This is a genomic window from Modestobacter sp. VKM Ac-2985 (assembly GCF_026967925.1).
Classification (GTDB): Bacteria; Actinomycetota; Actinomycetes; order Mycobacteriales; family Geodermatophilaceae; genus Modestobacter.
In genome coordinates this window covers 1185064-1210579 of sequence record NZ_JAPVBI010000003.1, presented here as the reverse complement: position 1 = coordinate 1210579, position 25516 = coordinate 1185064, and the positions used below count along the sequence as shown (strand labels likewise).

At 73.0% G+C, this 25516-nt stretch carries 23 protein-coding genes; 13 read left to right on the top strand and 10 right to left on the bottom strand.

Going from position 1 to position 25516, the window contains the following annotated elements; translation table 11 throughout:
- Positions 1-198 precede the first annotated feature (198 nt).
- From O2V61_RS21655 to O2V61_RS21640, 4 genes are all read right to left on the bottom strand, one after another.
- Complete coding sequence (locus tag O2V61_RS21655; protein WP_269185337.1) at positions 199-1140, bottom strand: amino acid ABC transporter permease; 942 nt, start codon at positions 1138-1140, stop codon at positions 199-201.
- On the bottom strand, positions 1137-1787 hold the full coding sequence (locus tag O2V61_RS21650) for an amino acid ABC transporter permease (protein WP_269185336.1): 651 nt from the start codon (positions 1785-1787) through the stop codon (positions 1137-1139). The genes O2V61_RS21655 and O2V61_RS21650 overlap by 4 nt, the downstream gene beginning before the upstream one ends.
- An 83-nt stretch (positions 1788-1870) precedes the next feature.
- Positions 1871-2761, bottom strand: coding sequence for a glutamate ABC transporter substrate-binding protein (locus O2V61_RS21645; protein WP_269185335.1), 891 nt, complete (start codon positions 2759-2761; stop codon positions 1871-1873).
- A gap of 29 nt (positions 2762-2790) precedes the next feature.
- Positions 2791-3510 (bottom strand): amino acid ABC transporter ATP-binding protein, encoded by a 720-nt coding sequence (locus O2V61_RS21640; RefSeq protein ID WP_269185334.1) that lies wholly within the window; start codon positions 3508-3510, stop codon positions 2791-2793.
- A 221-nt stretch (positions 3511-3731) separates the two neighbouring features.
- Here O2V61_RS21640 and miaB point away from each other — a divergent pair, with 221 nt between their 5' ends.
- Positions 3732-5195, top strand: a complete 1464-nt coding sequence (gene miaB / locus O2V61_RS21635) for a tRNA (N6-isopentenyl adenosine(37)-C2)-methylthiotransferase MiaB (RefSeq protein WP_442929187.1) — start codon at positions 3732-3734, stop codon at positions 5193-5195.
- Positions 5196-5306: 111 nt separating this feature from the next.
- Here the strand turns inward: miaB and O2V61_RS21630 are convergent, their stop codons facing one another.
- Together O2V61_RS21630 and O2V61_RS21625 are read right to left on the bottom strand one after the other, a co-directional pair.
- Positions 5307-6449 carry a glutathione-independent formaldehyde dehydrogenase gene (locus tag O2V61_RS21630; protein WP_269185333.1) on the bottom strand — a complete coding sequence of 381 codons (1143 nt, stop codon included), beginning with the start codon at positions 6447-6449 and terminating at the stop codon, positions 5307-5309.
- Between the two features lie 230 nt (positions 6450-6679).
- Positions 6680-8395: a DUF349 domain-containing protein gene (locus O2V61_RS21625; RefSeq protein WP_269185332.1), complete on the bottom strand. Its 1716-nt coding sequence runs from the start codon at positions 8393-8395 to the stop codon at positions 6680-6682.
- Between the two features lie 40 nt (positions 8396-8435).
- Here O2V61_RS21625 and O2V61_RS21620 point away from each other — a divergent pair, with 40 nt between their 5' ends.
- From O2V61_RS21620 to dapF, 3 genes are read left to right on the top strand one after another with little or no spacing between them, the layout of a single operon-like run.
- Positions 8436-9128 carry a hypothetical protein gene (locus O2V61_RS21620; RefSeq protein WP_269185331.1) on the top strand — a complete coding sequence of 231 codons (693 nt, stop codon included), beginning with the start codon at positions 8436-8438 and terminating at the stop codon, positions 9126-9128.
- The gene (gene miaA / locus O2V61_RS21615) at positions 9125-10078 is read left to right on the top strand and encodes a tRNA (adenosine(37)-N6)-dimethylallyltransferase MiaA (protein ID WP_269185330.1); all 954 of its coding nucleotides are present in this window, start codon (positions 9125-9127) and stop codon (positions 10076-10078) included. Before O2V61_RS21620 ends, miaA begins: the two co-directional genes overlap by 4 nt.
- Positions 10075-10974, top strand: a complete 900-nt coding sequence (gene dapF / locus O2V61_RS21610) for a diaminopimelate epimerase (RefSeq protein WP_269185329.1) — start codon at positions 10075-10077, stop codon at positions 10972-10974. Before miaA ends, dapF begins: the two co-directional genes overlap by 4 nt.
- A gap of 25 nt (positions 10975-10999) precedes the next feature.
- Here the strand turns inward: dapF and O2V61_RS21605 are convergent, their stop codons facing one another.
- Positions 11000-11200, bottom strand: a complete 201-nt coding sequence (locus tag O2V61_RS21605; RefSeq protein WP_269185328.1) for a hypothetical protein — start codon at positions 11198-11200, stop codon at positions 11000-11002.
- Positions 11201-11272: 72 nt separating this feature from the next.
- Positions 11273-12586 (bottom strand): MFS transporter, encoded by a 1314-nt coding sequence (locus tag O2V61_RS21600; RefSeq protein ID WP_269185327.1) that lies wholly within the window; start codon positions 12584-12586, stop codon positions 11273-11275.
- Positions 12587-12655: 69 nt separating this feature from the next.
- Between O2V61_RS21600 and O2V61_RS21595 the strand changes: the two genes are divergently transcribed.
- From O2V61_RS21595 to O2V61_RS21580, 4 genes are all read left to right on the top strand, one after another.
- Positions 12656-13225, top strand: coding sequence for an ArsR/SmtB family transcription factor (locus O2V61_RS21595; protein ID WP_269185326.1), 570 nt, complete (start codon positions 12656-12658; stop codon positions 13223-13225).
- Positions 13226-13274: 49 nt separating this feature from the next.
- Positions 13275-14771 carry a GTPase HflX gene (gene hflX, locus O2V61_RS21590; protein ID WP_269185325.1) on the top strand — a complete coding sequence of 499 codons (1497 nt, stop codon included), beginning with the start codon at positions 13275-13277 and terminating at the stop codon, positions 14769-14771.
- Positions 14772-14874: 103 nt separating this feature from the next.
- Positions 14875-15603 (top strand): phosphatase PAP2 family protein, encoded by a 729-nt coding sequence (locus tag O2V61_RS21585; protein ID WP_269185324.1) that lies wholly within the window; start codon positions 14875-14877, stop codon positions 15601-15603.
- Positions 15575-16642 carry a hypothetical protein gene (locus tag O2V61_RS21580; RefSeq protein ID WP_269185323.1) on the top strand — a complete coding sequence of 356 codons (1068 nt, stop codon included), beginning with the start codon at positions 15575-15577 and terminating at the stop codon, positions 16640-16642. Before O2V61_RS21585 ends, O2V61_RS21580 begins: the two co-directional genes overlap by 29 nt.
- Positions 16643-16753: 111 nt before the next feature.
- Here O2V61_RS21580 and lexA read toward each other — a convergent pair whose 3' ends face one another.
- Positions 16754-17581, bottom strand: coding sequence for a transcriptional repressor LexA (lexA, locus tag O2V61_RS21575; protein WP_269185322.1), 828 nt, complete (start codon positions 17579-17581; stop codon positions 16754-16756).
- 303 nt (positions 17582-17884) lie between these two features.
- Here lexA and O2V61_RS21570 point away from each other — a divergent pair, with 303 nt between their 5' ends.
- The 5 genes from O2V61_RS21570 to O2V61_RS21550 all read left to right on the top strand — a co-directional run bounded on the left by O2V61_RS21570 (position 17885) and on the right by O2V61_RS21550 (position 24274).
- The gene (locus tag O2V61_RS21570; RefSeq protein WP_269185321.1) at positions 17885-18286 is read left to right on the top strand and encodes a LysM peptidoglycan-binding domain-containing protein; all 402 of its coding nucleotides are present in this window, start codon (positions 17885-17887) and stop codon (positions 18284-18286) included.
- Between the two features lie 427 nt (positions 18287-18713).
- Positions 18714-19307 carry a transcriptional regulator NrdR gene (gene nrdR / locus O2V61_RS21565; protein WP_269185320.1) on the top strand — a complete coding sequence of 198 codons (594 nt, stop codon included), beginning with the start codon at positions 18714-18716 and terminating at the stop codon, positions 19305-19307.
- A gap of 130 nt (positions 19308-19437) precedes the next feature.
- Positions 19438-22323, top strand: coding sequence for a vitamin B12-dependent ribonucleotide reductase (locus O2V61_RS21560; RefSeq protein ID WP_269185319.1), 2886 nt, complete (start codon positions 19438-19440; stop codon positions 22321-22323).
- Positions 22324-22594: 271 nt separating this feature from the next.
- The gene (locus O2V61_RS21555; RefSeq protein ID WP_269185318.1) at positions 22595-23173 is read left to right on the top strand and encodes an MBL fold metallo-hydrolase; all 579 of its coding nucleotides are present in this window, start codon (positions 22595-22597) and stop codon (positions 23171-23173) included.
- A gap of 546 nt (positions 23174-23719) precedes the next feature.
- The gene (locus O2V61_RS21550) at positions 23720-24274 is read left to right on the top strand and encodes a hypothetical protein (RefSeq protein ID WP_269185317.1); all 555 of its coding nucleotides are present in this window, start codon (positions 23720-23722) and stop codon (positions 24272-24274) included.
- Between the two features lie 19 nt (positions 24275-24293).
- Here O2V61_RS21550 and O2V61_RS21545 read toward each other — a convergent pair whose 3' ends face one another.
- Positions 24294-25343, bottom strand: coding sequence for an AI-2E family transporter (locus tag O2V61_RS21545; RefSeq protein ID WP_269185316.1), 1050 nt, complete (start codon positions 25341-25343; stop codon positions 24294-24296).
- Positions 25344-25516: the final 173 nt, after the last annotated feature.

Sequence of the window (25516 nt, the reverse complement as noted above, 5' to 3'; positions counted from 1 at the left end):
GTTGGGACCGGGCCGTCCTGCCGGACGGCGCGCGCTCGGTGGACGACTGCAGCGGTGGACGCCAGCGGGCTCAGCGCCGTCCACCGGCCAGATGTCCGGGCCCCGCATCCGGTGTCCGGCGGGCAGCGTCCCGGGAATGCGGCAGGGCAGCCACCCTGCTGGTGACTGCCCTGCCATCTCCTCCGGTGGAGGTGCCGCTCAGCTCTCCTCGCCGGGTCGTCCCGGGCCGAGGAGCGCCGCACCGGCCGGTCCCGGACCCGTGGCCGTGCCTGGGGCCGCGCCCGTGGCCAGGTCCGTGGGCGCGGCCGTCGTCTTGGGGCTGCGGCGGGAACGGGACTCGACGAACTTGGCCAGCTGGGACAGCAGCACGTTGACGATGATGTAGATCAGCCCGGCCGCCACGTACAGCTGGAAGGTGTAACGCGGCCCGAAGCTGAAGTTGAGCGTCTCCACCAGGCTCCGCGAGGTCCGGAGCAGCTCCATGTACCCCACGATGAAGCCCAGGGAACTGTCCTTCAGCAGGACGACGAGCTGGGCGATCAGCACCGGGAGCATCCGGCGGACCGCCTGTGGAACCAGGATGAACGTCATCACCTGCCACTTGCGCAGCCCCAGGCCGTACGCCGCCTCGCTCTGCCCGCGGTCGATCGACTGGATGCCCGCCCGGAAGATCTCGGCGAGCACGGCCATGTTGTAGAGCGTCAACCCGAGCGCGAGGGCGCCGAAGGCGCTGAGCGTCACCCCGACCTGTGGCAGGAAGAGGAAGCAGAACAGGATCAGCACCAGCAGGGGCACGGCGCGGAAGAACTCGATCACCGTGACCACCGGGACCCGGACCCAGGCGTGGTCGGAGAGTCGGCCGACGGCCAGCAACGCCCCCAGGGCGGTCGCCGCCACCATGCCGACGGCTGCCACCTCCAGCGTGTTGCCGAGCGCCTCCAGCAGTCGCTGCGGGACGTTGGTCGAGGGGTCGAACAGGATCGCCCACCGTTCGGGCTCCAGCTGGCCGTTGCTGCCGAGCCGCCACAGGGCGAGGCCGATGAGCACCAGCACCAGGAGGGCGCCCAGCAGGCTGCCCAGCCGCTGCCGGCGGCGGGCTCGGGGGCCGGGCAGGTCGAAGAGGACCCGGGAGTCGCTCATCGGACGATCGCCAGCCGGCGCTCGAGGACCCCGATGACCCAGGCCGACGGCAGGGTGATCAGCAGGTAGGCCGCCACGACGGCGAGGAAGACCAGTGCGAGCTCGTCGGCGTTGGCGTTGGCCAGGCGCTGGAGAACGGCGGTCAGGTCCGTGACGGCGAACCCTGCGGCGATCGAGGTGTTCTTGGCCAGGGCGATCCACACGCTGCCCAGCGGCGGGACGACGGTGCGGAAGGCCTGGGGGAGCACGATCGTGGACAGGCTCTGCCGGAAGTCCAGCCCGATGGCCCGGGCGGCCTCGGCCTGACCCGGTGGCACCGCGTTGATGCCGGAGCGGACGGCCTCGGAGACGAACGCGGCCGTGTACAGCGACAGCGCGGCGACCGCGGTGATGAACCGGCTCGGGAACTGCAGGTCGATGTAGACGATGCCGAAGGCGAGGAAGAAGAAGACCACCGTGAGCGGCGTGTTGCGGAAGGTCTCGACGTAGAAGGTCGCCAGTCCGCGCAGCGCGGCGATCGGGCTGACCCGCATGGCCGCGAGGACGGTCCCCAGCACCAGCGCGACCAGGCCGCTGAGGACGGCGAGGCTGAGCGTGGTCAGGAAGGCGTCCCGGAGCAGCGGGAAGTTGTCGGCCAGGAAGGACATCGAGCCTCCTCTCGTTCAGGTGGTGTCCGAGCGCACCGCTGGCGCCCCGGTCGAGCGGGGCGCCAGCGGTGTCGGGCGGTCGGTCAGTAGCGGTCGACGGTGGGCGGCTCGGGCGCCTCGGTGTCGGTGATCGCGCCGGCGGTCTGGTCCCAGGCGTCGGCCCAGGTGCCGTCCTCGAACGACTCGGTGAGCACGTCGTTGATGAACTCGCGGAAGTCGTCGGCGCCCTTCTGCACACCGATGCCATAGGGCTCCTCGGTGAAGGGGTTGCCGACCAGCTCGAAGCTCTCCGGGTCTCCGGCGACGAAGCTGGTGAGGATGACGTTGTCGGTGGTCACCGCCTGCACGTTGCCGTTGCGCAGGTCGTCGGCGCACTTGGAGTACACGTCGTAGAGGACCAGCTCGGCCTCGGGGTACTCCGTCCGGATCGTCTCCGCCGGGGTCGAGCCCTCGACCGAGCAGACCGTCGTGCCGGCCAGGTCCTCCGGGCCCTCGATGCCCTCGGGGTTGCCCGCCGCCACCATGATGTCCTGCCCGGCCACGTAGTACGGCCCGGCGAAGTCGATGACCTCCTTGCGGGCGTCGTTGATCGTGTACGTCGCCGCGACCATGTCGACGCGGTCCTCCTGGAGGAAGGGCTCGCGGTTCGCGGAGACCGTCTCGGTGAAGGTGATCTGGTCCTCGGACAGGCCCATCTCCGCAGCGACGAGCTTGGCCATCTCCACGTCGAAGCCCTCGGGCTCACCGGCGGTGTTGGCCAGGCCGAAGCCGGGCTGGTCGATCTTCGTACCGACCCGGAGCTCACCGGCCTCGACGATCTCGGCCATGGTGCTGCCGGGCTCGAACTCGACCTCGGTCGCGACCTCAGGGGCGTTGTCGGCGGCGTCCTCGGTGGTCTCGCCGGCGTCGCTGGAACAGCCGGCCAGGACGACACCGGTGGCCGCGAGGGCGGCGGCGTAGCGGGTGATGCGCATGGAGGGTCCTCTCGTGGATGTGCGGGTGGTCAGTGGTTCAGGATCTTGGAGAGGAAGTCCTTGGCCCGGTCGGAGCTCGGGTTGGTGAAGAACTCCTCCGGGGTGGAGGACTCGACGATGCGGCCGCCGTCCATGAACACGACGCGGTTGGCTGCCTTGCGGGCGAAGCCCATCTCGTGGGTGACCACGACCATCGTCATGCCGTCCCGGGCGAGGCCGATCATCACCTCGAGGACCTCGTTGATCATCTCCGGGTCGAGTGCCGAGGTGGGCTCGTCGAAGAGCATCACCTTCGGGTCCATGGCCAACGCGCGGGCGATCGCCACGCGCTGCTGCTGACCACCGGAGAGCTGGGCGGGCACCTTGTCGGCCTGGGGGCCGACGCCGACCCTGTCCAGGAGCTCGCGGGCCCGCTTCTCGGCGTCCGCCTTGGACTGCTTGCGCACCTTGATCGGGCCGAGGGTGACGTTCTCCAGCACGGTCTTGTGCGCGAAGAGGTTGAAGCTCTGGAACACCATGCCGACGTCGGCGCGCAGCCGGGCCAGCTCCTTCCCCTCCTCCGGCAGCCGCTGGCCGTCGATGGTGATCTCGCCGTTCTCGATCGACTCCAGGCGGTTGATCGTCCGGCACAGCGTCGACTTGCCCGAGCCCGACGGCCCGATCACGACGACCACCTCGCCGCGGTCGATCGAGAGGTCGATGTCCTGCAGGACGTGCAGTTCGCCGAACCACTTGTTGACGCCGGACATGCGGACGAGAGGGTCTCCGGTCGGACGGTCTGTCACAGCGGGTGACCCTAGGTGGCTCGCGCCCCAGTGACGTCGCGAAGCCATCACGAAGCTGTAACGAAGCTGCGAATGGGACCGGAGTTCACCCGGTGGGGGTCGTCCCGGTCACCTCCCGGAGTCGGATGAGCGCGGACCTGGCTGCAGGCGCCGGGTGTTGGGTGCACGTCCGTACGATGCGGGTGGTGACCGGCAAGACCTACCTCGTGCGCACCTACGGCTGTCAGATGAACGTGCACGACTCCGAGCGGCTCTCCGGCCTGCTCGAGTCGGCCGGGTACTCGGCAGCTCCCGAGGGCACCGACGCCGACGTCGTCGTGCTCAACACCTGCGCCGTCCGGGAGAACGCCGACAACCGGCTCTACGGCAACCTCGGGCACCTGCGCCCGGTCAAGGACGCCCACCCCGGCATGCAGATCGCCGTCGGCGGCTGCCTGGCGCAGAAGGACCGCGGCGAGATCGTCCGGCGTGCGCCCTGGGTCGACGTCGTCTTCGGCACCCACAACGTCGGGTCGCTGCCGGTGCTGCTGGAGCGCGCCCGGCACAACGCCGAGGCCCAGGTGGAGATCGTCGAGTCGCTGGAGGTCTTCCCCTCCACGCTGCCGGCCAAGCGGGACTCCGCGTACTCCGGCTGGGTGTCGATCAGCGTCGGGTGCAACAACACCTGCACGTTCTGCATCGTCCCGGCGCTGCGCGGCAAGGAGAAGGACCGACGTCCCGGCGAGATCCTGGCCGAGGTGCAGGCGCTGGTCGACCAGGGCGTGCTCGAGGTGACCCTGCTCGGCCAGAACGTGAACGCCTACGGCGTCGAGTTCCGCGAACGCGGCGCCTTCGCCGACCTGCTGCGTGCGGCGGGGCGGATCGAGGGCCTGGAGCGGATCCGCTTCACCAGCCCGCACCCGCGGGAGTTCACCGACGACGTCATCGCCGCGATGGCCGAGACGCCGGCGGTCTGCCACCAGCTGCACATGCCGCTGCAGAGCGGGTCGGACGACGTGCTGCGCCGGATGCGCCGCGGCTACCGGCAGGACCGCTACCTCGGGATCATCGACCGGGTGCGGGCCGCGATGCCCGACGCCGCGATCACCACCGACATCATCGTCGGGTTCCCGGGCGAGACCGAGGCGGACTTCTCCCAGACCCTCGACGTCGTCCGGCAGGCCCGCTTCTCCAGCGCCTTCACCTTCCAGTACTCCAAGCGCCCGGGCACGCCGGCCGCGGAGATGGACGACCAGCTGCCCAAGGAGGTCGTCCAGGAGCGCTACCTGCGGCTGACCGCGCTGCAGGAGGAGATCAGCTGGGCCGAGAACCGGGCGCTCGTCGGCCGGCCGGTGGAGCTGCTGGTGGCCGCGGGGGAGGGCAGCAAGGACGCCGCCCGCGGCCGGCTCTCCGGCCGGGCCCGGGACGGCCGGCTGGTGCACTTCACCGCTGCCGACGGCGTCCGGGCCGGGGACGTCGTGGAGACCGTCGTGACCGCCGCGAAGCCGCACTTCCTGGTCGCCGACGGTGAGCTGGTCTCCCACCGGCGCACCCGGGCCGGCGACGCCAGCGAGGCCGGCACCCGCCCGACCACGCCCGGCGTCACGCTCGGCATGCCCGGGATCGGCGTCCCGCCGCCGCTGCCGGCCGCGGTCGCCGTCTGCAGCTGACCCCACCGGGCCGGGAGGCGCCGGACGAAGACCGTCCCCCCGCACCGGCATCGGTGCAGGGGGACGGTCATCGATCAGCTCACCGGGTGGGGCGTCCCGGTGGGGTGAGCGTCAGCTGCCCGGGTGCAGCAGCACCTTGGTCCAGCCCTCGTCGCGGTCGTCGAACCGCTGGTAGCCCTCGACGGCCTGGTCCAGGCCGAGCTCGTGGCTGGTGATCAACCCCGGGTTGGCCTTGCCGTCGATGATCAGGTCCCGCAGCTGCCGGTTGTACCGCTTCACCGGCGCCTGCCCGGTGCCCATCGACTGGCCCTTGGTGAAGAAGGTGCCGAACTGCCAGGGGATGCGCCCCTCCTGGCTCAGCTCGCTGCTCGCGCCCGGGTCGGCCGGCATGTAGACGCCGACGACGCCGATCCCGCCGGTGGAGCGGACGACCTGGGTCAGGTTGTCCAGCACCAGCTCGGGGTGCTCCTCGCCGCTGGAGTCGTGTGCCTGGTAGCCGACCGCCTCGACGCCACGGTCGACACCGCGCCCGCCGGTGGCGTCCAGGATCTGTGCCACCGGATCACCGGCGCTGAAGTCGATCGGGGTGGCTCCGTACTTCTCCGCCAGCGCCAGCCGGTCGGTCTCCTTGTCGACCAGGAAGACCTCCGAGGCGCCGCGGATCATGGCGCTGTGCGCGGCCATCAGCCCGACCGGACCACCGCCGAACACCGCCACCCGGTCGCCGACCTGGAAGCCGGACAGCTCCACGCCGTGCCAGCCGGTGGGGAAGATGTCCGACAGCATGGTGAAGTCGTTCTCGTGCTCGGTGCCCTCGGGCAGGTGCAGCAGGTTGAAGTCCGCCCACGGCACGCGCAGGAACTCCGCCTGCCCGCCGTCGTAGGGGCCCATGTTGGCGTAGCCGTAGGCCGCGCCGTCCATGCCCTCGGTGGGGTTGGCGCGCAGGCAGAACGACGTCCAGCCCTCGGTGCAGTTGCGGCAGGTGCCGCAGGCGATGTTGAACGGGACCGAGACGCGGTCCCCGACCTTGATCCGGTCGACGCCGGGGCCGACCTCCTGGACCACGCCCATGTTCTCGTGGCCGAGGACCTTGCCCTCCTCGACGGGGGTCCGGCCCTCGTACATGTGCAGGTCCGACCCGCAGATGTTGGTGGTGGTGATCCGGATGACCGCGTCGGTGGGCGCCTGGATCGTGGCGTCCGGCACCTCCTCGACGGCGACGTTCTTGGGGCCTCGGTAGACGATGGCCTTCATGGTGGTGCTCCTTCCCTGAGGACGGCGTCCAGCAGCTGCTGGACGCCCGGGTGAGGTCTGGGGCTGAGCCTGTTCGGCAGATGTCACGCATGCGCCGTGACGCATCACGTTGTCCACGACCTACCCGTCGTCCCCGGGGCTACACGACAGTTCCGGAGAACGCCGAGGGCCCGTCCGGTGAACGGACGGGCCCTCGGTGTGCGCGCCGGGGTGGACCCGACGGTGGTGCGTCAGCGGCGGGAGGAGGCCTTCTCCGCTTCGGCCAGCCACTCCCGGCGGGTGGCCAGGGCGGCCTCGGCCTCGCTGATCCGCTTCGCGTTGCCGGCAGCCTGCGCCTTGGCCAGCTGGTCCTCGGCCTTGGTCACCGCGGCCCGCATCGAGGTCAGCAGCGGGTTCTCCGGCTGGACCCGGGGACGGGCGGACTCGCTCGCGCCGCGGAACTTCTCCTCGACGGTGCGCATCCGGTCTTCCAGCTCGCGCATGGCGCCGCGCGGCACGTGCCCGATGGCGTCGTAGCGCTCCTGGATCTTGCGCAGCGCGTTCTGGTTGCCCTTGTTGGCCGGGTCGAGCTTCTCCGCCTCGGCGAGCAGCTCCTCCTTGGCCTTCTGGTTGGCCAGCTCGTCGCTGCTGCGCGCCTGGTCGTTGGCGGTCCGGGCGGCGAAGAACACGTCCTGGGCGGCGCGGAACTTCTTCCACAGGTCGTCGTCGGTGTCCCGGCCGACCCGCGGCACGGCCTTCCAGCGGTCCATCAGCCCGCGCATCGCCGCGCTGGTGGGGCCCCACTCGGTGGAGGTGGACAACCGCTCGGCCTCGGCGATCAGCTCGCTCTTGGCCGCCCGCGACTCGCCCCGCTGCTTGTCCAGCTCGGCGAAGTGCGCGCCGCGGCGGCGGCCGAAGGCGTCCCGCGCGGCGGCGAAGCGCTGCCACAGCGCCTCGTCGGTCTTGCGGTCGATGCCCTTGATCGTCTTCCACTCCTCGACGATCGCCTTCAGCCGGTCACCGGCGGCCTTCCACTGCGTGGAGTCCGCGGCGATCTGCTCGGCCTCGGCGGCGAGCGCCTCCTTGCGCTGCACCTGCACGGCGCGCTGCGCCGCCTTCTCGGCCCGGTTCGCCGCGACGGCGGTGTCGGCCATGCTGACCATCGCCCGGGCGCGGGCGGACAGGCTGTCCAGGTCGCCGACCGCCTGGGCCAGCGGGATCGAGTCGGCGAGCTCCTGGGCCTTGGTGCGGATCTCGCCCGGGTTGCCGGTGTGGGCAGCCAGCCGCGCCTCGAGCAGGGTGACCTCGGTGGCGAGGTCGTCGAAGCGGCGGCCGTAGTGGGCCAGCCCCTCCGCCGGGGCGCCGGCCTGCCAGGAGCCGACCGAGCGCTCCCCGGTGGCGGTGCGCACGTAGACCGTGCCCTCCTCGTCGACCCGGCCCCAGGCGGACGGGTCGGAGACGGGCATCGCCGGGACGACGCTGGGCACGTCGGCGGGCGCGTGCCCGCTGGGCGGGCCGGCGGGGGCCGGCCGGGGTGCGGTGGCGGCAGTGCTGCTGTCACTGGTGGGGTCGGCGACCGCGGCGTCGGCCGGGTCGGCGGCGGCGGGGGTGCCTGCCTCGGGGGTCACGGCCGCGGAGGCCGTGTCACCGGCCGCCGGGGCCGGGGACTCGGCAGCCGGCGGCGTGACAGCGGGGGACTCGGCAGCTGCGGGCTCGACGGCCGGGGGCTCTGCGGTCGGGGGTTCGGGGGCCGGGGGCTCGGCGGGCGGGGGCACAGCAGGCCCCGGGCCGTCGACGACGGGGCTGCTCTCGGCGGGCTGGGCGACCTCCGGGACGGCGCCGTCCGGGGTCGCGGTCAGTGCCCCCTCGTCGACCGGCGTCGCCTCGACGACCGCTCCCTCAGGGCGCTCCTCGGGGGTCGCGGTGGCCTGCTGGGTCCGGTCTCCGGTGTTCTCCGTGCTCGACACGTGAGCAGTCTCCCACGATGCATCCGCGACACTCCCTGGCGTGAGACCTCCTCCTCCGGTGACGGTGGCGTTCTGCCCGCAGTCACCCCTCGTGCTGCCCGCGGTCGCCGGTGCGCCGAGCCCTGCCCTGTCCGCGCTGCGCGCCGCCGTCTCCGCCGCCGTGCAGACCGTGCTGGCGGACCGGCCGGAGGTGGTGGTGGTCGTGGGCGAGGGCGCCGACGGGCTCCGGTTCGGCCCCGGGGACGCCGGTGACCTGCGCGGCTTCGGCATCGACCTGGAGGTCCCGTTCGCCGGCCGGGTCCGTCCCGGCGGCCACCGGGTGCCGCTGCCGCACCTGCTGGCCGCCTGGCTGCTGGACGACGCCGGGCACACCGGGAACCGGCTCGGGGTGGGGCCGGCCGACCTCGCGGCGGCGCTGGCGGAGCTCCCCGGACCGGTGGGGGTGCTCGCGATGGGGGACGGGTCGGCCCGGCGCACCGAGAAGGCGCCCGGTGCGCTCGACCCCGCGGCCGGCCCCTTCGACGACGCGGTCGCCGCTGCCCTCGGTGCCGGGGACAGCACGGCGCTGGCCGCCCTCGACCCCGTCGCGGGCCGGCGACTGCTCGCCGCAGGTGTCCCGGTGTGGCGCGCGGTCGGTGCCGCGCTGGACGGGCGTGCCGTCACCGCCGAGCTGCACCACGACGACGCCCCGTTCGGCGTCGGTTACCTCGTCGCCACCTGGCGCGCCCGGTGACCGCTGCCGCGGAGGACCGTCTGCCACCGGTGATCGCCGTCGTCGGGCCGACCGCCACCGGGAAGACGGCGCTGGCGGTCGCGCTGGCGCACCGGCTGGCCCGCTCCGGTTCGGGGGGAGAGGTGGTCAACGCCGACTCCATGCAGCTCTACCGCGGGATGGACATCGGCACGGCCAAGCCGACCGAGGCCGAACGCGACGGCGTGCCGCACCACCTGCTGGACCTGTGGCACGTGCGGGAGCCGGCCTCGGTGGCCGAGTACCGCCAGCGCGCCCGGGCCGAGGTCGACCGGCTCCGCGCCGCGGGCGTCGTCCCCCTGCTGGTCGGCGGTTCCGGGCTGTACGTGCGTGCGGTGCTGGACGAGCTGGACTTCCCGGGCACCGACCCGGTGGTGCGGGCCCGGCTGACCGACGAGCTGGCGGACGAGGGCGCCACGGCGATGCACGACCGGCTGGCGGCGCTCGACCCGGCCGCCGCGACGGCGATCGCACCGACCAACAGCCGGCGGGTGGTGCGGGCGCTGGAGGTGATCGAGGTGACCGGTCAGCCGTTCACCGCCACGCTGCCCGCCCCGCGCCCGCACTACCCGGCGGTCACGGTCGGGCTGGACCGGGCGCCCGAGGAGCTGGACGACCGGGTGGCCCGCCGGGTCGACGCGATGTGGGCCGCCGGCTTCGTCGACGAGGTCGCCGCGCTCGCCGGCGACGGGCTGCGCGAGGGGCCGACGGCCTCCCGCGCCCTGGGGTACGCGCAGGTGCTCCAGCAGTTCGACGGGGTGCTGACCGCGTCCGAGGCCCGGGAGCGGACGGTGACCACCACCCGCCGGTTCGTCCGCCGGCAGCGGTCCTGGTTCCGCCGCGACGCCGGCACGGTGTGGTTCGACGCCGCTCGGCCGGACCTTCTCGACGCCGTCCTCGCCCTGGTCGCCGACCGTACGATCGACCGGTGATCGACAGCTCCGGCCCACGGGTCCTCCTCGGCCACGGCACCGAGAACGACTTCGTCGTCCTGCCCGACCCCGACGGGGACGGGTGGCCGGAGGCGCGGCTGGACCCCGAGCTGGTGCGCCGGCTCTGCGACCGCCGGGCGGGCCTGGGCGGGGACGGCGTGCTGCGGGTGGTCCGCAGCCGGCACGTGCCGGATGCCCCCGGTGTCCTCGGCGCCGCGCTGGCCGAGTGCGAGTGGTTCATGGACCACCGCAACGCCGACGGCTCCTACGCAGAGATGTGCGGCAACGGCATCCGGCTCTTCCTGCACGTGCTGCTGGCCGAGGGGCTGCTGGAGCGGGCCGCGGCGGACGCCGGCGTCCTGGTCGGCACCCGGGGCGGTCCTCGCCGGGTGGGTGCCCGGCCCGACGGCGGCTACTGGGTCGACATGGGCCCGGCGGTGGAGCTGGGCCGCAGCGAGGCGCGGGTCGCCGGGGTGGCGCACCCGGGGCTCGGGGTGTCGATGGGCAACCCGCACCTGGTGTGCCTGACCGACGTGGAGATCGACACGCTGGACCTCTCGGCGCTGCCCGGGGTCGATGCCGCGATGTTCCCCGAGGGGGTCAACGTCGAGCTGGTGAACGTGCTGACTGCGCAGGACGCCCCGGCGGGCGCCTGCGCCCACGTCCGGCTGCGGGTCTACGAACGCGGCGTGGGGGAGACCCGCTCGTGCGGCACCGGCGCCTGCGCCGCGGCCTACGCGGCGCTGGAGGCCGGGGGGCGCAGCACCGGGACGGTCGCCGTCGACGTGCCGGGTGGCCGGCTGTCGGTGCAGTTCGACGGGGTGACGACGGTGCTCTCCGGCCCAGCCGTCGTCGTCGCCGCCGGCACCCTCACCCGGGAGTGGCTCGCCGGCTGAGGGTCCCGGCTGCGCCGGACGCAGGTCAGGGGCGGTCGGGCTCGTCGGCCCGCGTCTCGGGGTCGTCGGTGGGCGCCTCGGGCTTGTCGGCGGGCCCGACGTTCCCGGTGCCGCGGGGAGCGCCGCGGCCGGTGTCCTGGTCGGCGCCGCCCAAGGGGTTGCGCGGCGGGTCGAGGCCGGCGGGGTCGCGGCCGGGGTCGTCGAGCTCCTCGTCAGGGCTGGTCATCGTCGTCCTCTCGAGCGGTGGACCGTGCCCCGCCGCCCTACCCGGCACCCGGCCGGCCAACCGGCCGGTTGCTCAGCCGGAGCGCTCGGGGTCGCTGCCGGCAGTGGGCGCCCGGGCCTCGGGCACGGTCGTCACGGCGGACGCCAGGAGGTCCGACCCGTCGGGCAGGTCCCGCATCCGCATCAGCGGGCTCAGCACCACCCAGCCGGCCGCCAGCAGCTGACCGCCCACGGCGATCCACAGCGCGGGCAACACCCCGAGCCAGGTGCCCAGGACGCCGCCGAGCAGCCCGCCGAGCGGCATGGTGCCGAACACGATGAAACGCACCGAGGCGTTCATCCGGCCCAGCAGCGCCGGCGGGCACAGCCGCTGCCGGAAGCTGACCTGGGTGATGTTGTAGACCACCACCGCCCAGCTGAAGCCGAACTGGCCGAGCGTCAGGAGCACCAGTGGAGCGCCGACGGCGGCCAGCGGCGTGAGCGCGGTGAACGGCACCATCACCATGATCGCCAGCGGGATGGCCCTGCCCTCCCCGACGCGGCGGGCGAACCGCGCCGCCGTCGCCGCGCCGACCAGGCCACCCACGGCGCCGGCGGAGAAGACCAGCCCCAGCACGCTCTCGGACAGCTCCAGCCGGCGCAGCGCGTAGAGCACCAGCAGGGTCGTGGTGATCGTGGAGAAGAGGTTCGACGTGCCGGTGCAGGCCACGATCCGGCGGAGCAGCGGCTGGCGGACGACGAAGGACAGCCCCTCGGCGATCTCGGCGCGCAGCGACCGCCGGCCGGCCCGGTCGGGGACGGGGTCCGGGCGTTGGATCCGGCCGATGAAGAAGGCCGAGAGCAGGAAGGACGCCGCGTCGACGGCGATCAGCAGCGGAGCGCCCAGCACCCGCAGCAGCACGCCGGTGATGCCCGGACCGGCCACCTGGGCGACGGCCCGGCTCGCCTCCAGCTTGCCGTTGCCGTCGACGAGCTGGTCGCGGTCGACCAGCTCGGGCAGGTAGCTCTGGTAGGCGACGTCGAAGAAGACCGTGGCCGTGCCGGTGGCCGCCGCGACGACGAACAGCTGTCCCAGGGTGAGGGCGTCGAGGACGTAGGCGATCGGCAGGGTCGCCAGCACGGCGGCCCGCGCCAGGTCGGCGGTGACCAGCACCCGGCGCCGTCGCCAGCGGTCGACCCACGCACCGGCCGGGAGGCCGATGAGCAGGAAGGCGGCGGTCTCCAGCGCGGTGAGCACGCCCATCTCCAGCGGCGTCGCGTCCAGCAGCGAGACCGCCAGCACGGGCAGGGCCAGCAGGGTGACCTGGGTGCCGACCTGGCTGACCGTCTCGGCGGCCCACAGCTGACGGAAGTCGCGGTGCCGCAGCAGGCTCCGGTCGCGGGTCACCGGCGCAGCCTCACGTACCGATTGGGGTATGTCAATCACTGTCCCGGGCCGACGGCCTACGCTGCCGGGATGGGTGAGGCGGAGGCCGGCGCGGGAGCACGACGGATCGCCGGGGAGCGCCGTCCGGCCACCGACGCCGAGGCGCGTGCCCTGGCCTCCGCCGTCCGGCTGCGGATCCTGCGGCTGTGCCTGGACGAGGCGCTGACCAACAAGGAGATCGCCGTCCGGTTGGGCCGCAACCCGGCCACCGTGCTCCACCACGTCCGGACCCTGGTCGACACCGGCTTCCTCGCCGCCGGGGAGGCGCGGCGTGGCGCCCGCGGCGCTCGGGAGGTGCCCTACCGGGCGACCGGGAAGAGCTGGCTGATGGACGGCGCCGGCGCCTCGGGGACCGCCCGGGACGCCGCGCTCGGTGCCTTCCTCGAGGAGGTCGCCGCCGTGGGGGAGAGCCGGCTGGAGAGCACCCGGCTGGGCCTTCGACTGGGCGTGGCGGACCTGGCCGAGTTCCGGGAGCGGTTGCACCGGTTGCTGGACGAGTACGCCACCCGGCCGGCGGACCCGGGCGCCGAGCGCTGGTCGCTCTACCTGGGGATGCATCCGGAGGTCCACGGCGTTGTACCCGGCGATGACAACAGGTGATGTGACAAGTCGCTCGCCCCACGCTCAGGGGCATGCCACGCTGGAGACGATGACGACAGCCCAGAACCGCGCGATCCTCGACGGGGCCGAAGCCCGGGTCGACAAGGCACAGGCGAGCCTGCCCGACACCCGGCCGGCGCCGGCGGGTCAGTGGGACGCCCCCGACGACACCACCGGCTCCTACGTCAAGGAGGAGCGCGGTGCCCTCCGCCGGGTCGCCGGGCTCGGCACCGAGCTCACCGACGTCACCGAGGTCGAGTACCGACAGCTGCGCCTGGAGCGGGTCGTGCTCGTCGGCGTCTGGACCGAGGGGACGGCGGCCGACGCGCAGCGTTCGCTGACCGAGCTCGCCGCGCTGGCCGAGACCGCCGGTTCGCAGGTGCTCGATGCACTGATGCAGCGCCGCGACAAGCCGGACCCGGCCACCTACGTCGGCTCGGGCAAGGCCGCCGAGCTGCGTGAGGTGGTCGCCGCGACCGGCGCGGACACGGTGATCTGCGACGGGGAGCTGGCCCCTGGCCAGCTCAACCAGTTGGAGAAGGTGCTCAAGGTCAAGGTGGTCGACCGGACCGCCCTGATCCTGGACATCTTCGCCCAGCACGCGACCAGCCGGGAGGGCAAGGCCCAGGTCGAGCTGGCCCAGATGCAGTACATGCTGCCCCGGCTGCGCGGCTGGGGGGAGTCGCTGAGCCGGCAGGCCGGTGGCCGGGTCGCCGGTGGTGGCGGCATCGGCACCCGCGGTCCGGGTGAGACCAAGATCGAGACCGACCGGCGCCGGATCCGTTCCCGGGTGAGCAAGCTGCGCAAGGAGATCGCCGGCATGGCGACCGCCCGGACGACGCAGCGCAACTCACGCGACCGCAACGCGACGCCGAGCGTGGCGATCGCCGGGTACACCAACGCCGGCAAGTCCAGCCTGCTCAACCAGCTCACCGGGGCCGGCGTGCTGGTCCAGGACTCGCTGTTCGCCACCCTGGACCCGACGGTCCGCCGCGCGCAGACGCCCGAGGGGCGTGAGTACACGATGACCGACACCGTCGGCTTCGTGCGCCACCTGCCGCACCAGCTGGTCGACGCGTTCCGGTCGACGCTGGAGGAGGTGGCCGACGCCGACCTGCTCGTGCACGTCGTCGACGGTTCCGACTCCGACCCGCTGGGCCAGATCGACGCCGTGCACACGGTGCTCAACGAGATCGATGCGTCCGCCGTCCCGGAGCTGATCGTCGTGAACAAGGTCGACGCCATGACCGAAGAGGACATGCTGGCGCTGCGCCAGGCGCTCCCCGGGGCGATGTGGGTGTCGGCCCGGACCGGTGAGGGCATCGAGGCGCTCCGCGACGTCATCGCCCAACGGCTCCCGCACCCGCACATCGACGTCGAGGTGCTCGTGCCCTACGACCGGGGTGACCTGGTCGCCCGGGTGCACCGGGACGGCGAGGTCGTCGAGGAGGCCCACGAGGCCACCGGGACCCGGTTGACCGCGCGTGTGGACGCCGGTCTGGCCGCCCAGCTCGACGGCTTCGCCGCGCCTCCCGCCGAGGTCTGACCGAGGAGCCGGTGCTCCCCGCTGCGTGCACGTGGCCGTCGGGCCCGTGCAGCGGGGCCCGTCGGATCACGAGCAGGTCACGGCGCCCCGGTACCGTGAAGCGGTGACCAGGGGAGCAGTGGACCGGCCGGCGGCCACGGGTGGCCGCCCGTCTGCACCGGTCATCGGGGTGGGCCGGCCGCCGTGGTGGCTGCTCGTCCTCGCCGCCCTCGTCACGGTCGGGGTGACGGTCAACCTGCTCAGTCGCGGGTGGCTGGAGCGGATGGACCTCCGGGTCTCCGAGGTGACCAGCGTGTGGGCGCTCCGCGACTCGTGGGCCTACTGGCCGATCTGGGTCGTCACCCAGATCGGCGGGCGGGTGACGATCCTCGTCGTGCTCGCCGGCCTGGTCGGCTGGCTGGCCGTGCGGCAGCGGACGCTGGTGCCACTGGTCCGGGTGGTCGTCGCGCTCGTCCTGCTCACCACCGTGGTCTACGCGTTCAAGTGGGGCACCGGCCGCACGGCCCCGGCCTTCCCCGGGTCGTTCTTCTACCTGGACGGTGCCAGTTACCCCTCGGGACACGTGGCGAACGCCGTCCTGATGTGGGGGGTGGCCCGCTGGCAGGCCGTGGAGTTCGGCTTGCCACCAGCCGTGCAGCGGGCCACCTGGGTGCTCAGCGCGCTGGGGCCGGTGGCGACGGGTGTGGCCATGGTGGCGCTGGACTTCCACTGGGTCACCGATGCCGTGGTCGGGCTGTCGGTCGGGCTGCTGCTGTTGGGCGTGGTTCACGCACTCGACGCTGCCGGACTGTCACGCTGGGTTCGTGCCAGAGCCGGCCGAACCCAGGCGTAGCCGCGCCACCCGCCGCAGGGCGGCCGGCGCCGTCCTCTGCGCGCCCGTCGGTCTGCTGGTCGCGTTCCTGCCCACCGGGTCGGTGGCCGCCGACGACGCCGTCGCTCCTTTCGGCGAGCCGGTCACCCGGTGCGAGATCACCGATCCGCGGCTCCCGGAGCTCTCCGGCCTGGCGAGCGCCGGCGAGGCGATGCTCGCGATGAACGACGGCGGCGACCGTGCCGAGGTCTTCGTCCTCGACGGGGCCTGCGCGGTGGGCGAGGTGCGGACGGCGGAGGTCGACCCCTACGACCCCGAGGACCTCGCCCTCGCCGCGGACGGCACCATCTGGCTGGCCGACATCGGGGACAACGCGCAGAGCCGCGAGACGGTCGCGCTGATCGGCCTCCGCCCCGACGGGACCACCCTGCTCAGCAGGTTGACGTACCCCGACGGCCCGCACGACGCGGAGGCGCTGCTGCTCGCCCCCGACGGCACCCCGTACCTGGTGACCAAGGAGGTGCTCGGCGCCAGTTCCGTGTACCGCCCCGATGCGCCCCTCGCCGACGGAGCCACCGTGCCGATGAGCAAGGTGGCGGGGCTCGGGTTGACGTTGACCGGCACGCCGGGTGGTCCCGTGGGCCGGGCCGGCCAGTTGCTGGTCACCGGTGGAGCGGTGTCCGCCGACGGCTCACGGATCGCCCTGCGCACCTACACCGATGCCTACGTCTGGCCGCTGAGCGGTTCCGACGTCGTCGGGGCGTTGGCCGGCCCCCCGGTGCGCGTGCCGCTCCCGGAGGCCCCCCAGGGCGAGGCCATCGCCTTCGCGGCCAACGACCGGGACCTGCTCGTGGCCGGGGAGGGGCTGCCCGGGGCGGTGACCCTGGTACCGGCCGCCGGTGACCTGGCGGCGCCGCCACCGGCGACGGCCACCGAGGCCGCGGCCGGGTCGCTGGCGACCGCCGGTGGGGTCGCACCGCTCACGGCCGGGATCGTCGCCGCAGTCGTGGCCACCGTGCTCGTGTGGATCGGCGGCAAGATCCGGCGGCGCCCGGCCTGATCAACGCCTGGGTCGATGAGGCGCCGGACCTGCCGGCACGTCGGGCCCTGCTGAGGGGCCGGGCCCGGTGCGCGCCGGGCCTCAGCGCGGCCCGGCGCGCACCGGCGGAGGTCAGACCCGGCGGAGCACGGTGACGACCCGGCCGAGGACCGTGGCGTCGTCGCCGGGGATCGGCTCGTACGCGGCGTTGTGCGGCAGCAGCCACACGTGCCCGTCGCGCCGCTTGTAGGTCTTCACCGTCGCCTCGCCGTCGATCATCGCGGCGACGATCTCGCCGTTCTCCGCGGTCGGCTGCTGCCGGACGACGACCCAGTCGCCGTCGCAGATCGCCGCCTCGACCATCGAGTCGCCTGCCACCTTCAGCATGAAGAGGGTGCCGTCACCGACCAGTTCACGGGGGAGGGGGAACACGTCCTCGACGGCCTGCTCGGCCAGCACCGGACCACCGGCGGCGATCCGGCCGACGAGGGGCACGTAGGTGGGGCGAGGAGCCGAGGCGTCGTCGACACCACTGCCCGCACCGGATCCGGCCAGCGCCTCGGTGGCGGTCTCGTTCGTCGCCGTGGCGGTGCTGTCCCCGGGCAGGCGGACGTCGAGGGCGCGAGGGCGGTTCGGGTCACGGCGCAGCCATCCCTTGCGCTGCAGCACGGACAGCTGGTGGGCCACGGACGAGGCGGAGGAGAGGCCGACCGCCTCGCCGATCTCGCGCACCGAGGGCGGGTAACCGCGGCGCTCGATGGAGTCGCGGATGACCTCCAGCACCCGGCGCTGCCGCTGGGTCAGACCGTCGCCGTCCGCGGCCCGGTCGGGGAACTCCCGCACCGCGGCACCCGCCCCCGTCGTGGCCGTCGGTGCTGCGCCGTCGGCGGGTGCCGGACTGGGTGCTCCTCGCCGCGAAGGGCTCTTGCCGCCGCGCGCCTTCGGGCCGTCGACCGCCATGTGTCCTCCTCGTCCGGCTGCCTCGGCAGCAGTTCCCGGTGGCGCCCCGCTGTGCCGACAGCCGTGTCGCCACGGCGAGCCGGGACCGCGGACGCCGTCCTCGATCGCCCCGGAACCGTATCGCCTCGGACGCCCGCGTTCAAACACGTGTTCGAAGAAGTCGTCGTGTCGGCGTGTTCCTGTCGGAGGTGTGCGGTAGACATCGCACACACGTTCGAATCGAACGTGCGTTCGACAGAGTGCCTGCTTCGACAGAGCCTCGCCTTCGACAGAGCCCGGCACCGAGACCCCTGGAGCACCCCGATGGCCATTCCGCAGCTCGAGCGCCCCGTCGCCGCCCCGGCCTCGATGGCGGTCGTGCTCCCGTTCCCGGGAGCGGGTCGGGTGGCGCCCTCGCCCCGGCCCCAGGTGCAGGCGCCGCTGCGCCTGACCCGGCGCGGTCGGCGGGTGGTCGCCGGGCTGTCCATCGCCTTCGGGGTGTCCGTCGCCGCGGCGATCGTCGCGACCGAGTCCGGCGGTGCCACGACAGGCCTGGAGCTGGCCGGCTCGGCGACGATCGTCGTCCAGCCCGGGGACACCCTGTGGTCGATCGCGGGCGAGGTCGCCCCGGAGGAGGACCGGCGCGCCGTCGTCGACGCGCTCCTCGACGTGAACGGTCTCTCCGGCGTCGACCTCGTCCCCGGTCAGGTGCTCGCACTCCCCTGATCGACGGCTGGCCGTGTGGTCGCCCACCGCGGCGGGTGGTCGCGATGACGGCCACTGGTCGTCCTCCGGAACGGCGGCTCCACCTCGGCCGTCCTCGGGGTCCGCCTCGGTGCGGGGGGTGGCACTGCTGCTCAGGCGGTGGTCGTTGGGGCGGGAGGGGTCCGGAGGGGTGTCCGGGACGGTTGCGGAAGACGACACGCACCCCGGGGCTTGCACACCTGTGGGGGTGGTCGTACGGTTCCACCACAACATCTAGTAGTTACAGAGCTGTAAGCCCCATCCACAGCCGTTCCACACGTTCTCCCCGGCGCATCCACCGGATGTCCCCGGCGCAGTCCACAGCACGGCCATCGGGTCGGGGCCCGGCCACGGTGTCACGACGCCGCGGCGAGAGCCCCCGCGACACCTCGGGAAGGAGGAGATCGGCATGCGCTGCCCCTTCTGCCACAACCCCGACAGCCGGGTGATCGACTCCCGGGAGACCGACGAGGGGGCGACCACCCGCCGTCGACGCTCCTGCCCCGGATGTGGCCGCCGGTTCACCACCGTGGAGGAGGCGGTCCTCGCCGTCGTCAAGCGCAGCGGCGTCAGCGAGCCCTTCGCCCGGGGCAAGGTCGTCGCCGGTGTGCGGCGGGCCTGCCAGGGGCGTCCCGTGGACGAGGACCAGCTGGCGCTGCTGGCCCAGCAGGTCGAGGACGCGGTGCGGGCCACCGGCTGCGCCGAGATCCCCAGCAACGAGGTCGGCCTGGCCATCCTCGGTCCGCTGCGCGACCTCGACGAGGTCGCCTACCTGCGCTTCGCCAGCGTCTACCGCAGCTTCTCCTCGGTCGCCGACTTCGAGAAGGAGATCGCCGAGCTCCGCGCCGCACCGGCCCGGGGCGCCGCCGGCACCGGCGACGGGTCACCCGCCGAGCAGCATGCACTCGCCGATGACCAGGAGGTCCCCGCGGGTGGGACCCCCCGCCGGCGGGCCGCCGAGCGTCCGCGGCCGGCCGACACCGGCAGCGCCGCCGGTCCGTGAGAACTGTCCGACCTCTCCGCTACACAGGTCTCGACGAGGAGACCGCACCACCCGGCTCCGGCACCCGCCGGCTTCCCCAGCCGCTCCGCCCGCACCACCGCACCAGTCCGACCCAGGGAGCCCTCGCACGATGACCGAGACAGCCGACCGCCTCACCACCAGCCGGAACCGCCGCACTCCCAAGGCCCCCAGCCGGGGGAAGGGCCTGAAGGTCAAGCGCGTCTTCACCACTGCGGGTGTGCACCCCTACGACGAGGTCGTGTGGGAGCGCCGCGACGTCGTCATGACCAACTGGCGGGACGGCTCGATCAACTTCGAGCAGCGCGGGGTCGAGTTCCCGGCCGAGTGGAGCATCAACGCCACCAACATCGTCACCACCAAGTACTTCCGTGGCGCGGTCGGCAGCCCCCAGCGCGAGACGAGCCTGCGCCAGCTCATCGACCGGGTCGTCCTGACCTACGGTGCGGCCGGCCGCGAGCACGACTACTTCGCCAGCGAGGGCGACGCCGAGGTCTTCGAGCACGAGCTGACCTGGATGCTGCTGCACCAGGTGTTCAGCTTCAACTCGCCGGTCTGGTTCAACGTGGGCACCGCCTCCCCGCAGCAGGTCAGCGCCTGCTTCATCCTCGCCGTCGACGACACGATGGACTCGATCCTGAACTGGTACCGGGAAGAGGGCCTGATCTTCAAGGGCGGCTCCGGTGCCGGCCTGAACCTCTCCCGCATCCGCTCCTCCAAGGAGCTGCTCTCCTCCGGGGGCACCGCGTCCGGGCCGGTCTCCTTCATGCGCGGGGCCGACGCCTCGGCGGGCACCATCAAGTCCGGTGGCGCCACCCGCCGCGCGGCGAAGATGGTCGTCCTCGACATCGACCACCCCGACATCGAGGAGTTCATCGACACCAAGGCGCGCGAGGAGGACAAGATCCGCGCGCTGCGGGACGCCGGGTACGACATGGACCTCGGCGGTCGGGACATCACCAGCGTCCAGTACCAGAACGCCAACAACTCCGTCCGGGTCAACGACGAGTTCATGCGCGCGGTCGAGGAAGGCGCCGAGTTCGGGCTGCGGGCCCGTGAGGACAACCGGGTCATCGAGACCGTCGACGCCCGTGAGCTGTTCGGCAAGGTCACCAAGGCGGCCTGGGAGTGCGCCGACCCGGGCATCCAGTACGACGACACCATCAACGACTGGCACACCAACCCCGAGACGGGGCGGATCAACGCCTCGAACCCGTGCTCGGAGTACATGAGCCTGGACAACAGCTCGTGCAACCTGGCGTCGCTGAACCTCATGAAGTTCCTCAAGGACGACGGCACGTTCGACTCCAAGAACTTCGTGAAGTCCGTCGAGCTGATCATCACCGCGATGGACATCTCGATCTGCTTCGCCGACTTCCCGACCGCCCCGATCGGTGAGACCACCCGCGCCTACCGGCAGCTGGGCATCGGCTACGCCAACCTCGGCGCGATGCTCATGGCCACCGGCCACGCCTACGACTCCCGGGGCGGGCAGTCGCTGGCCGCCGCCATCACCTCGCTGATGACCGGCACCGCCTACCGTCGCTCGGCCGAGTTGGCCGGGGTCGTCGGGGCCTACGACGGCTACGCCCGCAACGCCGACGCCCACGCCCGGGTCATGCGCAAGCACGCTGCCGCCAACGACGGGATCCGCCCGGTCGGGGCCGACGACGCCGACGTGCTCAAGGCCGCGACCGCCGAGTGGCAGGAGTGCCTGGCCATCGGCACCGAGAACGGCTGGCGCAACGCGCAGGCCTCGGTGCTGGCCCCCACCGGCACGATCGGCTTCATGATGGACTGCGACACGACCGGCATCGAGCCGGACTTCTCGCTGGTCAAGTTCAAGAAGCTGGTCGGCGGCGGCTCGATGCAGATCGTCAACCAGACGGTCCCGCGAGCGCTGAAGAGCCTGGGCTACCAGGAGGAGCAGGTCGAGGCGATCGTCGAGTACATCGCCGAGCACGGCCACGTCGTCGACGCCCCGAGCCTGCGCCCGGAGCACTACGAGGTGTTCGACTGCGCGATGGGCGAGCGGTCCATCTCCCCGATGGGCCACGTGCGCATGATGGCCGCGGTGCAGCCGTTCATCTCCGGCGCGATCAGCAAGACGGTGAACATGCCCGAGTCGGCGACCGTGGAGGAGGTCGCGGACATCTACTTCCAGGGTTGGAAGATGGGCATCAAGGCGCTGGCCATCTACCGCGACAACTGCAAGGTCGGCCAGCCGCTGTCCGGTGGCAAGGGCAAGAACGACGGCACCAAGGACGAGGCGCCCGTCGCCGAGGCCGCCCCGGCCACCGCGCTGTCGCACCCGGTGCGCAAGCGGCTGCCGAAGAAGCGGACCAGCGTCACCACGTCGTTCAGCGTCGCCGGCGCCGAGGGCTACATGACGGCCGGGATGTACGAGGACGGCAGCCTGGGCGAGGTCTTCCTCAAGCTCGGCAAGCAGGGCTCGACCCTGGCCGGTGTCATGGACGCCTTCTCGATCGGGATCTCCCTGGCCCTGCAGCACGGGGTGCCGCTGGAGACCTACATCCAGAAGTTCACCAACATGCGGTTCGAGCCGGCCGGCATGACCGACGACCCGGACATCCGGATCGCCCAGTCGGTGATGGACTACATCTTCCGTCGGCTGGCGCTGGACCACCTGCCGGTGGAGAAGCGGGCCAACCTGGGCATCTTCACCGCCGAGGAGCGTTCGGCCCAGGTCGCCGGCTCCTACGGCACCTCGGCCTCGACCCCGGCGGTCGAGGAGGACGACGTCGACCTGGAGCAGCTGCGTGGCTCCGCGCCGATCGAGACCGCCAAGGTGGAGGAGAAGGTCACCCCGGCCGGCCCGACGTCGATCAAGGAGGCCCACTCCTCGGCCGAGCTGCTCGAGCTGGTCACCGGCACCGCCACCGACGCACCGCTGTGCATGACCTGCGGTACGAAGATGCGCCCCGCCGGCAGCTGCTACGTCTGCGAGGGCTGCGGCTCCACCAGCGGCTGCAGCTGACGCAGAGGCTCGCCGGGACGTCCTGCGGACCCTCGCGGATGTCCCGGCCGGTCCGCCGGGATGTCAGCCGGTGACGGCTGCCAGCGCGGTGCGCACCTGACCGCGCTGTACATGCGATGAGCCGCCCCGGTCCTCTTCGGAGGGCCGGGGCGGCTGCGCATCCCACTCAGGTGATCAGCGGCAGGGGCGTCCTGGCCGGCTGCTCGGGCCCCCGGCGCCCTGGTGACCATCGGCCAGCCGCAGTGCCGCTGCACCGGCTACCGTCCGCCGCATGGCTGAGCTGTCGCGCACCGCACGCCTGGACGTGCTCGTCGAGGGATACGCGCGGATGCCGCACGTGGCCGGCACGGTCAGCCTCGTCCGGGACGCGGACCGGGTCGTGATCGTCGATCCGGGCATGGTGGCCGACCGGGATCTCATCCTCGCTCCACTGCGCGAGCTGGGCGTCCGCCTCGAGGACGTCACGGACATCGTGGTCAGCCACCACCACCTGGACCACACGGTCAACGTCGCCCTCTTCCCGGTGGTGCCGGTGCACGACTTCCAGTCCGTCATCGAGGGGGACGTCTTCACCCGCCGACCTGCCGAGGGCGCCCAGCTCAGCCCCGGCATCCGGCTGCTCGCCACGCCCGGGCACACCCCGCAGGACATCACCACGCTCGTCGGCACGCCCGACGACGTCGTCGCCCTCACGCACCTGTGGTGGACCGAGGAGGGGCCGGCCGACGACCCCTTCAGCCACGACCGGGACGAGTTGCGCCGGCAGCGCGAGCGAGTGCTGGACCTGGCCACGCTCGTGGTCTGCGCACACGGCGCGCCGTTCCGGCCGGGGCCGTCCACGGTCCGCTGACCGAGAGCGCCGACGCCGTGGGGTGACCGCGCGGCGACCTCCGGCGATGGGCCGCACCTCTCGGGGGCCCACCGATCGCCGGGCACCGCCCCGGTGACGAACGCCAGGCGGTGTCCGGCGATCGAACGGGCGAGCCGTCCTGCCCGTCTGCCGGACCCAGCCCGTCGTTCCCCACGCCGAGTCCCGGGGTGCCTGACCACGTTGGCCGGCTGGCGGATCGGGGTGACCAGCAGGCGCCACCGAAGACCGAGAACGAGCACAGCGAGGTCCAGCAGGCGACCGCTACGTTTCCCTACCTCGCCCCCGGCAGCCGGCAGTCGGGGGCCCTGCTGTTCTCCGCGGATCCCACGGACGGCAGGCTGGAGATCCGTCCGGCGGCCTACACGTTGGCCTGACCGGGTAGTGCGACGGCGACGGCGACCAGCCCGTCGGCCCCCGGGCCCGGCGGCCGCCGGCGAGCAGAGGAGTGAGATGACCAGAGACCACCGCCGCGTACCGAGTGGGCCGGTTCCCGGTTGGCGGCGTCGAGCGCTCCCACTCGGCGTGGTGCTGCTCGCGTCGGCAGGGCTCGTCGGCTGCGGGCAGGACCCCGATCCGCTGCAGCCAGAGGTCACCGCGGAGGACCTCGAGGACGTGCGGGACGAGATCAGCGCTCTGGAGCGGCGGGTCGAGGTGCTGGAGGCCGACGGCGCCGCCGCACCGACGACCGATCCCGGTGCGCCGGCCACCGAGGCCCCGCAGACCTCACCTCCCGCTGAGGCGACTCCGCAGTTCACCGAGGGTGAGGACGTGTCCGTCCGGGCCGAGGTCGTCGGACTGATCGCCACCACGGACATCGGGACGGCGTTCCGGGTCTCCACCGGCTCGGGGCGGGCCGTCGCGGTCGTGTCGGCGACCCCGGTCCAGCCGCTGGGCGTGCAGGACGTCGTCCGGGTCTCCGGGACGGCGACATCGGTGGACCGCGAGACCTTCGAGCGCGACTTCGGGATCGCCCCGACGGTGATCTTCGACGACCCGGAGGCCTTCTTCGCCGGGGAGGCGGGGCAGATCGCCATCGCCGCCGACCAGGTCGAGCTGCTCGAGGAGGCGGTCGTCGACTGAGCACCGCCGCACGGCGAGGTCAGTTCGGGGGCGTGCCGGCCGGCAGTGGGTGGGGGGCGGCGCCCTCAGGGTGCGCGGCGGGCGCCGGGTGGGTCCGCAGGTGCTCCACCACGCGGTAGGCCACCGCCAGCATCGGGACCGCCAGCAGGGCGCCGGGGATGCCGGCGATCAGGCCGCCGGCGGTGACCCCCAGCAGGATGACGATCGGGTGCAGCCGGACCGCCCGGCCCATGATCAGCGGCTGCAGGACGTTGCCCTCGACCTGCTGGACCACCAGCACGACGACCAGCACGATGACCGCGTCGGTCACCCCGTTGGTGACGAGCGTGACCAGCACGGCCACCGCACCGCTGACGGTCGCGCCGACGATCGGGACGAAGGCGCCGATGAAGGTGAGCAGCGTCAGCGACAGCCACAGCGGCACACCCAGCAGGAGCAGGGCCAGTCCGATGCCGACGGCGTCGATCAGCGCCACGATGATCACGCCGTGGACGTAGTTGGCCAGCGTGTCCCACGCCGCGAGCCCGGCACCGTCGATCCGAGCCCGCATCCGGTCGGGCACCCGGGCCAGCAACCAGGCCCACATCCGGGCGCCGTCCTTGAGCAGGAAGAACACCAGGAAGACGATCAGCACCACCCCGCCCAGCGCGACCAGGCCGAGCTGGGCGCCGGCGCCGGGGCTGGGGGTGGCCTCGTAGAGCCGGGTGACGATGTCGTTGCGGACCTCGGCGACCTGCTGTGCGTCCAGCTGCAGAGGCCCTTCGATCAACCAGACCCGGATCCGGTCGATGCCCGCGGCGAGCGGCCGGGTCAGGTCCTGCAGCGTGGCGGCCGCACGGAAGCCGATCAGGAAGCCGATGCCGGCCAGGACACCGAGCAGCAGCAGCACGGCGGCCAGCGCCGCCAGCGCAGGCGGGGCACCGGCCCGGCGCAGCCGTCCGGCGACCGGCGCGCTCAGTGCGGTCAGCAGCACCGCGACGGCCACGGCGAAGGTGAGCATCGGCAGCCGGAAGAGCAGCCAGAACCCGAGCCAGACGACAGCCGCGGCCGCCAGCGTGGCCCCGCTCACGGCCATCACCCGCAATGCCCAGCCGGGGACGGCGTCCGCCCACGCCGGCTCGGACGCGGAGACCGGCGGGGAGACGGGAGCGGCGACGGGAGTGGAGACGGGAGAGGAGACCGGAGCCGGCTCGACCGGCCCGCCGGGACGGGGGTCGGGCTCGGGGGAGGGTCGTGCCGGCG